This window comes from Porcincola sp. LCP21S3_C12 (assembly GCF_052118625.1).
Classification (GTDB): domain Bacteria; phylum Bacillota; class Clostridia; order Lachnospirales; family Lachnospiraceae; genus Porcincola.
Genome location: NZ_JBQKGW010000015.1, coordinates 61,889 through 74,083, shown reverse-complemented (window position 1 = coordinate 74,083; position 12,195 = coordinate 61,889). Strand labels below are relative to the sequence as shown.

The following is a 12,195-nucleotide window of genomic DNA, read 5'->3' as shown; positions in this document are numbered from 1 at the left end:
GAATGATCACACTCATAAACAGTCCTGACCGGCTCCGCCAGCCGACCGTTCAATAACCGCGCCGCGACCGGTGGTCAACGCATCAGCGACCGCCGGCGCCCGCAAAATGCATCAAAGTTTGTATTGCATGAAATTACCGTTATGAACAAATCCATATGCTGTATATAATTTTACGCCCATATCTGAGGCTGTAATCTGAACCGTACCACAGCCATAGCTTCTGGCTTCTTCAACAACCCTATGTAAAAGTTCTTTCGCAATTCCCATCCGCCTGTAATCAGGACTTGTAAACATACTGGATAACAGCCCCATCTTCCCACTAGGACACCCGAAATACGGTGGTTTTTCCACAAAAGACATCCCGCTTGTTCCTATAATTCTGCCATCATCTACAGCAATCCACGAAACAAATGTCCCATCCTTCATATGACGCATATAATAATCCAGTAATGCCGGTTTTAAGTCGATATCCTCCTTAGCATCTTCTTCTCTTAACTGATTTATTCTCATTTCGATAAATACATCCAGTTCTTTTTCACCCAATTTTCTATATTCTATCTCCATGTTGGCCTCCTCCACAAATACCGTTTTTCCAACTTCATAAAATCCCGACTTACCGAATTTTTCCTTCACATCTATTTCACTGCCTGCAAACACCCCAAATGGTCGAGTTGCCGGATTGGTTGTCATCCCTTTTCGTTTTCCCAAAATCATCCCAAAACGCCTGACATCTAATCCACTGTCTCAAATCCTGACATCTAATCCGAGGTTACAACCTGACACACATTTTGCAGTAGATATGTTTCCACATAAGAAAACCGAGCTTTTTCAGAAGTCTGGCCACTAATCCAAACCTCCGAAAAAGCCCGGAAATACGCTGCTTTCTGGCACTTGATTTTATTTTCTTGACATCAATACTACCGTCTCCACATGCTGCGTGAACGGGAAAAGATCCACCGGCTGTGCCTCTTCTGCAGCATAGCCAAGCTCCTCGAAGAGTTCCAGGTCTCGCGCAAGACTCTCTGGTCCACAGGAAATATACACGATGCGTTTAACGCCGGAGAATGCCGCCGCCCGGATAAACTGCGGCGTACTGCCCGACCTGGGCGGATCCATGATGATGACATCCGGGAGCCGGACACCGGGGTTCTTCCTGCGGACTGCCTTTCTCCCGTTGAACCCTCCCTCTGTTTCTTCCGCCTCTACCGCTTTGGTCAACTGATTCAGATATTCACCTGCATCTGCGCAAATAAAATCGACATTCTTCAGCTTCTCTGCCCTCGCGTTGCTGATGGCATCCTTCACGGCTTCGCTGTTCAGCTCAACTCCTGTCACATGACCGGCCTGGTCAGAGGCAATGATACCGATTGTCCCTGTCCCGCAGTAGGCATCCAGGACTTCTTCCTTCCCGGTCAGATGTGCATACCGGATTGCCGTCCGATACAGGAGCTCTGTCTGCGCCGGATTCACCTGATAAAAAGAATTCGGCGAGATCCGGAATCTGTGTCCGCACAGCTCATCAACAATAAATCCCGGTCCGTACAGAGTAATGTTGCGTTCACCGAGCACCATCGAGGTTGATTTGTCATTGATATTCAGAACAATCGATGTAATCTCAGGATGGTCCTTCCTGAGCGCCTTCACAAAGTTATTTCGGGATGGAAAGACCGGGTCGGCGACAACCAGGACGACCAGGTATTCGCCTGTCGCGTATCCCTTCCGGACAAGCACATGCCGAAGCAGTCCGTACCCGGTATCCTCATCAAAGGTCCGGATTTTAAAGGACCTCAGCAGACTCCGGATGCTGACAATGATGCGGTCACACCCCTCATCCTCGATCATACAGCTGTCCATCGGAACAATCACATGAGAGTTTTTTTCGTAGATTCCGGAAATCGGATTTCCCTTCCGATCATGAGAAAAAACAGCGTGCACCTTGCACCGATAGTGCAGAGGTGTCTCCATTCCGATGATGGGATGGATTCTGCGCACGGTGTCCTTCAGCAGATAGCGGATGCGTGCATCCTTTTTCTGGAGCTGGCGCTTATAAGGCACCCCCTGAAAATCGCAGCCGCCGCATTTCTTCGCATACGGGCAGACATTCTCCTTTACTGTGGCTGCATGCCTGTCTTCCCGGCAAGGCTGCTGTATCCCGGCCGCACGTCCACTGTCCCGGCTGGGCTGCCACGTCCCGGCTCCGCGTTCACTGTCCCGGCGGGGCTGCCACGTCCCGGCTCCGCGTCCACTATCCCGGCTGGACTGCCACGTCCCGGCCTCACGTTCGCTGTCCCGGCAAGACTGCCACGTCCCGACTCCGCAGCTGTTCTCCCGATGCGGCTTTTTCCGTGCGCCTGTGTGACCGTCTTTCCGGCGTCCCTCAGACACCTTCTCCGTTCCAGGACGGGATAAAGCTTTCCTCCGCGGTTCCGCCTTCCTGTATGAATCCATTCTCGACTCCGATCCAGACTGCATAATCTGTCAACCTCTCATATTCACGCTTTGTGACCTTTCGCGACAACAGTGAATCCTCAAAAGTATTTCTCATCGGTGTGTACTGATTCATCATGCTGATGTAGATGGAATTGCCGTATGTATCATGCAGATATTGTACAACAGCTTTTGCATTCTTCACATGTCCGGGCAGGAGAAGATGACGGACGATCACGCCTCTTTTCATAAGTCTCGCCCCTGAACCTGCAGGCATCGGTTCCCCATCTTTTCCCCACCGGGTTTCTTCATAGAATGCCGGCTCCCCTGCCTGCCGCACCATCTCCGCAATCGCCCTCTTCGCGATATCAGGATAATCAGGCGCATGGGAATACGCTGCGGCGAGCTCTGAATCCATATATTTGAAATCCGGCAGCCAGATATCCACCAGCCCTTCCAGAAGTCTCAGAGAGGCGGCCTTCTCATAACCGCTTGAATTATATACAACCGGAATCCGGAGCCCCTGAGCCTTCGCAATTCTCAGCGCCTGTGCTGCCTGCGGGATGTACTGGACTGCGGTGACCAGATTGATGTTATTGGCATGCTGCTCGTTCTGAAGCCTGAGAAACACAGCTGCCAGCCGGCTGACTGTCACCGGCTTCCCCGGCACAGCAACCCGGCACTTCTGTGCATCGGTCTCCGCCAGCCTCTTCGGCACGGCCGTCCCCGAAATCGCACCATTCTGACAGAAAACGCATTTCAGCCCGCAGCCGGTAAAAAAGACTGCTCCGGAGCCATTGTTCCCTGATATGCAAGGTTCCTCCCAGGCATGAAGTGCTGCCCGGGCTACATAGACTTCTGCCGGGACACCGCACGCGCCGCATGCTCCCGAAAGCCTGTCTGCCCCGCAGTCCCGCGGGCAGAGTCTGCACGCCCTCATATACTGGTCAATTTCATTCATCGTTCCTGTTCCCGCCTTCCCCCTGTTCGAATCGTCCCTGTCTTCCCCGGCCTGCCTTGTGTACGGCAAGGAGCCAGGAGCCATGATATGCGGGCAAGCTTGCATCATGGCTTCTGGCTCTTCGCCTTCATAAAAAAGGGTTCCGGCTGTCTCAGACCGAAACCCTTTTTTGCTTCCTGTGCACGGACACCGGAGCTGCCTGCGTGCATCAGTCATTTCCTGGATGGAGGTACCTGAAATATCTCTTTCTTGAAATTCCCTGATCTGCAGCCCGGTCTCATGCGCCATAGGAAACAAGTATCTCCTCCGCAATCGCCCTTCTGGACATCTGGCGGTTCATCGCTTCCCGCTCGATCGTCTTGTGCGCCTGATCTTCACTCATACGCTCATACTGGATCAGAAGACACTTTGCACGGTTGATGACACGGATATCCTTGATACGGTCCTGCAGCATCTGCGTCTGCGGGGCATCCTTTGCGAGACGGAGGTTCACCGCATACATCATTCTCAGTGCCTGCTGGAAGACCCGTTTCCCCATATCTGTCGAAAAGACATAGACGCCGGTTTCTCCCAGCTTCTGAAGCGCCGCATCGTAGGCCTGAGGCCTGCAGACGAAGATCACCCCCGCGCTGGTCTGTGCTGCCATCTGTGCGAGGTCAATTCCCTGCCCGTCTGACAGGGGCGACAGAACAATCACAAGAGAATACGTTGTCTCCTGAAGACTCTTCCATGCCTCCCGGCTTGTTGTCCTGACAGTCAGCTCTGACTTCCGCCACTCCAGAACCATATCGGCAAACACTTTCTCGGTCTTCGGCCCGCTGACGGCGAGCAGTACACTTGGATCCCCTTTGATCATATCAAGTTTCCTTCCAATCAGAGTATGCCGAAATACCGGTCGAGCTCAAGCTGATGCCGGTCCGAGGAAAGCTGGTATTCCTTCCACTCTTCTTTCTTCTCCGCGAAGAACTCCTGCCTGGTCATCTCCGGAAGCGCTCTTGCGACAAGATCACTCTGCTCTGCCAGCTTCAACGCTTCTCCCAGGTTTTCCGGAATCCGCCTGACAGACGGATCGCTGATCTCATAGGCATTCCCATTATAAGGCTCACAAAGCTTCGTTTCGTTCTCGATGCCATCCAACCCGGCATGAATCAGGAGGGCAAATGCAAGATACGGGTTGCAAGACGGATCTGCCGAGCGCAGTTCCGCCCGCACATGTCCGCCCGTCGCCGCCGGAATCCGGATCAGCTGAGACCGGTTCTGGTGTGACCAGGTCACATACTTCGGTGCCTTGAAGCTTCCGAAACGCTCATAGGAATTCGGCGTCGGATTGAGAAACGCGGTGATCTCAGGGATCTTTTCCAGAATCCCAGCGATAAAACTTTCCCCGACCTGGGAGTGCTCGCCGCCGCTCTTGAACACAGAATGCCCGCCCCTCATCAGCGAAAAATTGATGTGAAGTCCGTTCCCGCAATTATCCTCAAGCGGCTTTGGCATGAAGGATGCGTAGAGATCGTTCAGCTGCGCCAGCGACTTGACTGCCATCTTGAGCGTCAGAAAATTGTCTGCTGCCTGCAGCGCATCCGCATAGCGGAAGTCAATCTCGTTCTGGCCGGGTCCGCACTCGTGGTGTGAGCACTCCGGGTTCAGCCCCATTTCCTCGATTGCAAGGCAGATCCGGCGGCGCATATCCTCTCCCCGGTCAATCGGAGAGATATCGTTATAACCGCCGCGGTCCAGCGGGATCTGAGTCGGCCTGCCCTCCTCATCCTGCCGGAAGAGATAGAACTCACACTCTGTCCCGATATTGACGATGTATCCCAGGCTGATTGCACGGTCAACCGCCTTCCGGAGAACATTCCTGCAGTAAGGCTCGAAGATGCTTCCGTCCGGGTTCTTCACATCGCACTGCATCCGCATGACACGCTCGTGTGCCGGCCGCCAGGGCAGGATGGACACCGTGGAGTTGTCCGGCACCAGAAACAGGTCCGAATACTCGACTCCGGTAAAGCCTAAAACCGCACTGGCATCAAATGAAATGCCCTCTTCGACCGCGCGCCGAAGCTCCGATGACATGATTGCCATATTCTTCAGCTGCCCGTTCAGGTCACAGTAGGCGAGACGGATGAACTTCACATCCTCATCCTCGACCAGCTGCAGCAGGTCCATCATTGACTGATCCATGACACTTTCATCCCTTCTTGCCAATGGCATTTCCCGCGGACGCAAAGCCCGAAGCTGCCTTCAGGAATTCGCGGAACAGCGGGTGTGCCTTGTTCGGGCGGGACTTGAACTCCGGATGGAACTGCACGCCGACATAGAATGCGTATCCCGGAAGCTCCATGGCCTCGACCAGGTGGTTGTCCGGCGACGTTCCGGAGAAGACAACGCCCTTCTCCTCAATCTGAGGACGGAACTCATTGTTGACCTCATAGCGATGGCGATGGCGCTCGTCCACCTCCTCTTTTCCGTAGGCGTTGAAGAGTTCTGTTCCCTTCTTCACCTTGCACGGATAGGCGCCGAGTCTCATTGTACCGCCCTTCGGCAGGTTGCCCTGCTGATCCGGCATCAGATCGATGACCTTGTGAGCAGACTGCTCGTCAAACTCTCCGGAGTTGGCATCCGCCCAGCCGAGCACGTCTCTTGCGTACTCGATGACAGCGATCTGCATGCCCAGGCAGATTCCGAAGAACGGAATATGGTTTTCGCGCGCGTACTGGCAGGCACTGACCATGCCCTCGATACCGCGGCCGCCGAAACCTCCTGGAATGATGATGCCGCTGACTCCTCTCAGGATAGAATCGACATTGTCAGCCGTGAGACTTTCGCTGTCCACCCAGTCAATGTCAACATCCACATTGTTCTCCCAGCCGCCATGCTTGAGCGCCTCAGCGACAGACAGATAGGAGTCATGAAGCTGGACATATTTGCCGACCAGCGCAATCCGGACCTTCTTCTCGCAGCCGTTGATCCGTGTCAGCATCTCCTTCCACTCCGTCAGGTCTACCGGCATGTTCTCGTCCAGATGGAGCTCACGGAGCGCAATCCTCGCCAGGCCTGCATCCTCAAGCATGAGCGGCGCCTCGTAGAGGACCGGGAGCGTCAGATTCTGAATGACACAGTCCTCCTTGACATTACAGAACATCGAAATCTTTCTGAGGATACTCTTCTCGATGGGCTGGTTGCAGCGCGCGACGATGATGTCCGGGAAGATTCCGTAGGACTGCAGCTCTCTGACCGAATGCTGGGTCGGCTTGGACTTATGCTCCCTGGAGGATTCCAGATACGGGACGAGCGTCACGTGGATATACAGGCAGTTTTCCTTGCCCACCTCGTAGCGCACCTGGCGGATGGCCTCCAGGAACGGCTGGGACTCGATGTCGCCGGTCGTACCGCCGATCTCTGTGATGATGATATCGGCGTTGCCCTTCTTTCCGACCTGGTATATGAACGACTTGATTTCATTCGTCACATGCGGGATGACCTGAACTGTCTCCCCCAGATACTCGCCGTTTCTCTCCTTGTGCAGAACATTCCAGTAGACCTTTCCGGTCGTCAGGTTGGAATACTTGTTCAGATCCTCGTCGATGAAGCGCTCATAGTGTCCAAGGTCCAGATCTGTCTCCGCGCCATCCTCCGTCACATAGACCTCACCGTGCTGGTACGGACTCATCGTCCCCGGATCTACATTGATATACGGATCCAGCTTCTGGGAGGCGACCTTGAAGCCTCTCGCCTTGAGAAGTCTGCCAAGGCTTGCTGCCGTAATGCCCTTGCCAAGACCGGAAACCACACCGCCGGTTACAAAGATATATTTTGTCGCCACTTTCCTTCTCCTCCAAATGCTGGAACATTCCTCAATCGGACCTATTCATAGAAAAAATGCATGAAGCGTCTGCAGTCTGTGCCTTATCGGATAGAGCCAGACCGCAAACGCCTCCTTCGACACCTGCTAAAGTAGCATAGGCATATTCTCCTGTCAAGAAATCCCGATTCCCCGGCAGTCATTTTCCCGAAACGAATGAAGACAGGCGGCTGCCGCGCTTTCTTGTCAGGATGGGGCAAGTGCGCTATTATATGGAAAGCACTCGGAAATACACTTGCATCATACCCCTGTCAGACTGGCGGAGGGGAGGAGTCCGTTTATGAAATACGATGTAAAAAAGATCGAGCCCAAGTGGCAGAAAAAGTGGGAGGACGCCCGGATCTTCGAGGCGAAGGATTTTGATAAAAAGCCAAAGTTCTACGGCCTTATCGAGTTCCCGTACCCGTCCGGCGCCGGCATGCACGTCGGCCACATCAAGGCATATTCCAGCATCGAGGTTGTCTCCAGAAAGAGGCGGATGCAGGGCTACAACGTTCTGAACCCGATCGGTTTCGACGCATTCGGCCTGCCAACTGAGAATTACGCGATCAAGACAAACACACACCCGCGGGTGATTACAGACAAGAACATCCACCACTTCACTCAGCAGCTGAAAAGCGTCGGTTTCTCATTTGACTGGAGCCGCGTAATCGACACAACAGATGAGGACTATTACAAGTGGACCCAGTGGATCTTCCTCAAGCTGTTCGAGCACGGGCTTGTGTTCCGCGATACGACACTTGTCAATTACTGCCCGCACTGCAAGGTTGTCCTCTCCAACGAGGATTCCCAGGGCGGCAAGTGCGATATCTGCCACAATGATGTCATTCAGCTCCCGAAGAAGGTCTGGTATCTCCGCATCACAAAGTACGCAGACAAGCTGCTCGAGGGCTTGAAGGATGTCGATTATCCCGAGAATGTCAAGCAGCAGCAGATACACTGGATTGGAAGGTCGGAGGGTGCTTTCGTCAACTTCTCCGTCAAGGGAACCGATGACAGCCTCCGCGTCTATACGACCAGATGTGACACCCTCTTCGGAGTCACCTTCATGGTTGTCGCGCCGGAGCATCCTCTGCTCGACAAACACAAGGATCAGATCCGGAACTGGGACGAGCTGGAGCATTACCGCAAAGAGTGTGCCAAGAAGACTGAATTCGAGCGTACCCAGCTTGTCAAGGACAAGACCGGTGTCCGTCTGGATGGACTGACTGCCATTGATCCGGTCAACGGCAGAGAGATTCCGATCTTCGCAGCAGACTATGTCATGATGGGCTACGGCACCGGCGCAATTATGGCAGTTCCGGCGCATGACCAGCGTGACTGGGATTTCGCGCACAAGTTCGGCTGCGAGATCATCCCGGTCATTGAGGGCGGCGACATTGAAAAGGAAGCGTATACCGGCGACGGAAAGATGATCAACTCCGGCTTCCTGAACGGCTATACAAACAAGAAGGACTCCATCAAAAAGATGCTGGAGGTTCTCGAGGAGAAAGGCATCGGCGAGAAGGGCGTCCAGTACAAGATGAAGGACTGGGCCTTCAACAGGCAGCGTTACTGGGGAGAGCCGATTCCGCTGATCCACTGCCCGAACTGCGGCATTGTCCCGGTTCCGTATGATCAACTTCCGCTGAAACTTCCGAAGCTTGAAAACTTCGAGCCCGGCCAGGACGGCCAGTCACCGCTGGCTCGTGTTCCGGAGTTCGTCAACTGCACCTGCCCGAAGTGCGGCGGAAAGGCGCAGCGTGAGACAGACACCATGCCACAGTGGGCCGGTTCCTCCTGGTATTTCCTCAGATACTGCGATCCGCACAACAAGAATGCATTTGCAGACAAGGACAAGCTGAAATACTGGATGCCGGTTGACTGGTACAACGGCGGTATGGAACATGTCACCAGACATATGCTCTACTCCCGTTTCTGGCACAGATTCCTCTACGATATCGGAGAGGTTCCATGCCCGGAGCCATACAAGAAGCGTACGATCCAGGGGCTGATTCTCGGCTCCGACGGAGACAAGATGTCCAAGTCGAAGGGGAATGTCATCGACCCGGTCGACATCGTGGATCAGTACGGTGCCGACACGCTCCGCACTTATGTCCTCTTCATGGGCGACTACAGTGCTGCGGCTCCGTGGAATGACAGCTCGGTCAAGGGCTGCCGGAGATTCCTCGACCGTGTCGCCGGTCTCACCGATCTGATTTCAGATGACCGGTCGAAGACAGATAAGCTGGAAGCAGCTGTCCACCGTACCATCAAGAAGGTATCCGATGATATTGAGGCGACCAAGTTCAACACCGCCATCGCCGCGATGATGACCCTGATCAACGAAGTCAGCTCAGGCGGTGCCATCTCGAAGGAGCAGTTTGAAACCTTCGTCAAGCTCCTTTGCCCGTTTGCTCCGCATCTTTGCGAGGAGCTGTGGGAATTCACAGGACATGAGGGCTTCTGCTCGCTCGCACCATGGCCGGTCTTCGATGAGTCCAAGACCATCGAGGATGAGATCGAAGTTGCTGTCCAGGAAAACGGAAAGCTCCGCACCCGCATCACAATCAAAAAGGATGCGACGAAGGACGAAGCGATTGCAGCCGCAAAGGAAGCACTCGCAGGCCGCCTGACGGGAACGATCCGCAAGGAAATCTACGTGCCTGGCAGGATCGTGAACTTCGTCGTCAGCCGGTAAGCGGTCATAGACAAGCGTCAGAACGATTGAAAAAGGATCCGGAACATCTGATGGGAGATCACCCGTCAGATATCCGGATCCTTTTTGATGGACGCACCGCAGAACTGGCCATGCCTTCGTACTGCGGCGTGCAGTTTCTGATCTCCTTCCCTGGACATTCTCCACCGATGCTGGGACTGAGGTCTCTCCCCGTCAAACCTTCTGGTGTGTCATGTAGTAGAAGGCGTACTGCTGCATGATGCCTGCATATTCCCCGAATGCCGGAAAGGGATCCACCCCGCCGCACAGACTGACTGCCCGTTCGATCCAGACGTCAACCGGAGCTCTGGATGTTCTGCCAAAACCGAACAGGCAGATACAGTTGGCGACCTTCTTTCCGACGCCCTTCACGGTCATCAGTTTTTCAAACAGCGACTCATCATCCAGCTTTTCCAGTGTTTCAAGATCGAGTTCTCCTGACAGCACCTTGTCCGCTGCATCCTTCACATACGGTGCACGGTATCCAAGCCCTGCTGCCCGCAGATCTGCCTCCGATGCTCTTCCCAGTTCTTCCGGAGACGGAAAGGTAAACAGCATCTCCTTCACCGGATGTCCGTATAACATCGCCAGCTTCTCAACTGCCGACCGAATCGCCGGGATGTTCTTGCGCTGCGAGAGGATGAAAGTGATCAGCATCTCCCACGGATCCTGCCGGAGAATCCGCAGCCCCCTGCCCGCCTGCTCCGCCTGTGTCAGGAACCGGACCGCAGCATCTGAGACCACGTCCGGCCCCGGCATACATCGTTCTACGGAGTCTGCGCCGTCCTGCCTGCAGGCTGCTTCTGTGGCGGCATCTCCCTCTGACACGCCGCGCGGTGTCTGTCCGAAAGGGGTCTCCCCTTCTCCGCTGAGCTGCATAAGAAGGTCTTCCCTGATCCGGCTGTATGTCCTGGACAGATCAAAGTAATCTCTCCAGAATTTCTCCCACGCCTCCTCAGAGCAGGAAACCTGAAACTGATGAGGGGCCTGTTCCCTGATATTCAGAACGTTTTCTCGGCTGATGAACCGATAGCTCCCGTCCGGGAGGCAGACGGCCCGGAAACACTGCCCGCAGTCCGCCATTTTCCCAAGGCTGAAATCATCCTCTATTTCAATGATCATCTGTCGTTTCTCCCGCCTGACACGCGTTCTCCCGGCTGATAGTGGTTCTGCGCAAATGTCTCTGCGTGGTCTCTGTGAAAGCAGAAGCACTTCGGACTGTGACAGTAGAGAATGCCGACCGCCTGAAGAAAAGAGAAAACCGTCACCGAGCCGGCGAAGCGGATCCCCCTCTTTTTCATATCCTTCGACACATCATCACTCAGCCGGTCGGTCACAGCGTCCATTCGCTCCGGGATACTCCGGTTTTCCGTAAAATGCCAGAGGTAATTTGAAAATGACCCAAACTCTTCCCTTAGCTTCAGCACGACACGAGCATTTGCGATGGCTGCTTCAATCTTCCTGCGGTTCCGGATGATGCCCGGATCCTGCATCAGCGCGTCAATCTTTTCCGGTCCGTACGCCGCGATTTTTTCTGCGTCAAAGCTGTCAAATGCGTTTCGGAAATTCTCCCGCTTTCTGAGCAGAAGTTCCCATGAAACACCTGCCTGAAAAAGCTCCAGGACAAACATCTCATAGAGCTTCTGCTCGTCATGCTCAGGCTTCCCCCACTCCTCATCATGATATCGCGTCAGGCGTTCGTTCTTCAGATAATAGCTCTCCCCGCAGCGCACGACCTTTTCATAAGCATATCTCGGATCATCGTCCTCCGGAATATGGACGATTCCGCAGTACCGGAAACCATTTTTCTGGAGCATATGCTGCATCACACGGTTATCCGGATGTGTATCGATCCGGAGGTTTCCGCACCGGGACACCGCCCAGTTCACGCAGAAAGAGCCGGCGCCATGACCATTGTCGGAGACTGCAATCCTGTGCACGACCCCGTACCGCGCCGGTCCTGTGAAGCTCCCGTCTATAACCGAGTATGCCGGTTCCACCGCCTCCCCCTCGTCATAGAAAAATGTCGCCTCAACCTTCCCATCCGCCTCGCAGACGTAGCTTTTTCCTCCCCGGATATCCTCCCGGATCAGCGCCTCAGGCGGCCACTGATCGCCCCACTGCCTCGGATTTCCGTGTTCCTTCATAAAAACTCTCGCGTGTCTGTAGATCGCAAGAACCTCCGGCAGGTCCATCTCTCCGGTTTTTCTGATCGTCCACTTCATATCGATTGCTCTCTCCATTTTT

General features: G+C 54.3%; 9 protein-coding genes. 1 reads left to right on the top strand and 8 read right to left on the bottom strand.

Annotated features, from left to right (window positions below; genetic code table 11):
- Positions 1–111 precede the first annotated feature (111 nt).
- From ACTQ1N_RS09165 to ACTQ1N_RS09140, 6 genes are all read right to left on the bottom strand, one after another.
- Positions 112–690 carry a GNAT family N-acetyltransferase gene (locus ACTQ1N_RS09165; RefSeq protein WP_441956460.1) on the bottom strand — a complete coding sequence of 193 codons (579 nt, stop codon included), beginning with the start codon at positions 688–690 and terminating at the stop codon, positions 112–114.
- Between the two features lie 207 nt (positions 691–897).
- Positions 898–2,448, bottom strand: a complete 1,551-nt coding sequence (rlmD, locus tag ACTQ1N_RS09160) for a 23S rRNA (uracil(1939)-C(5))-methyltransferase RlmD (RefSeq protein ID WP_441956459.1) — start codon at positions 2,446–2,448, stop codon at positions 898–900.
- On the bottom strand, positions 2,378–3,367 hold the full coding sequence (locus tag ACTQ1N_RS09155; RefSeq protein WP_441956463.1) for a radical SAM protein: 990 nt from the start codon (positions 3,365–3,367) through the stop codon (positions 2,378–2,380). Before ACTQ1N_RS09155 ends, rlmD begins: the two co-directional genes overlap by 71 nt.
- 298 nt (positions 3,368–3,665) lie before the next feature.
- Positions 3,666–4,244, bottom strand: coding sequence for an ANTAR domain-containing response regulator (locus ACTQ1N_RS09150; protein WP_441956458.1), 579 nt, complete (start codon positions 4,242–4,244; stop codon positions 3,666–3,668).
- A gap of 17 nt (positions 4,245–4,261) precedes the next feature.
- The gene (locus tag ACTQ1N_RS09145) at positions 4,262–5,569 is read right to left on the bottom strand and encodes a glutamine synthetase family protein (RefSeq protein WP_441956457.1); all 1,308 of its coding nucleotides are present in this window, start codon (positions 5,567–5,569) and stop codon (positions 4,262–4,264) included.
- A gap of 7 nt (positions 5,570–5,576) precedes the next feature.
- A complete protein-coding gene (locus ACTQ1N_RS09140; protein ID WP_441956456.1) occupies positions 5,577–7,211 on the bottom strand; it encodes a CTP synthase in 1,635 nt (544 codons plus the stop codon).
- A 319-nt stretch (positions 7,212–7,530) separates the two neighbouring features.
- On the opposite strand from ACTQ1N_RS09140, the gene leuS reads away from it, so the two are divergent.
- A complete protein-coding gene (gene leuS / locus ACTQ1N_RS09135; protein ID WP_441956455.1) occupies positions 7,531–9,930 on the top strand; it encodes a leucine--tRNA ligase in 2,400 nt (799 codons plus the stop codon).
- A gap of 192 nt (positions 9,931–10,122) precedes the next feature.
- On the opposite strand, the gene ACTQ1N_RS09130 is transcribed toward leuS, so the two are convergent.
- Both ACTQ1N_RS09130 and ACTQ1N_RS09125 read right to left on the bottom strand, forming a co-directional pair.
- Entirely contained in the window at positions 10,123–11,070 is a 948-nt protein-coding gene (locus ACTQ1N_RS09130; RefSeq protein WP_441956454.1) for a DNA-3-methyladenine glycosylase family protein, read from the bottom strand.
- Positions 11,067–12,191, bottom strand: coding sequence for a DNA-3-methyladenine glycosylase I (locus ACTQ1N_RS09125; RefSeq protein ID WP_441956453.1), 1,125 nt, complete (start codon positions 12,189–12,191; stop codon positions 11,067–11,069). Before ACTQ1N_RS09125 ends, ACTQ1N_RS09130 begins: the two co-directional genes overlap by 4 nt.
- Positions 12,192–12,195 lie beyond the last annotated feature (4 nt).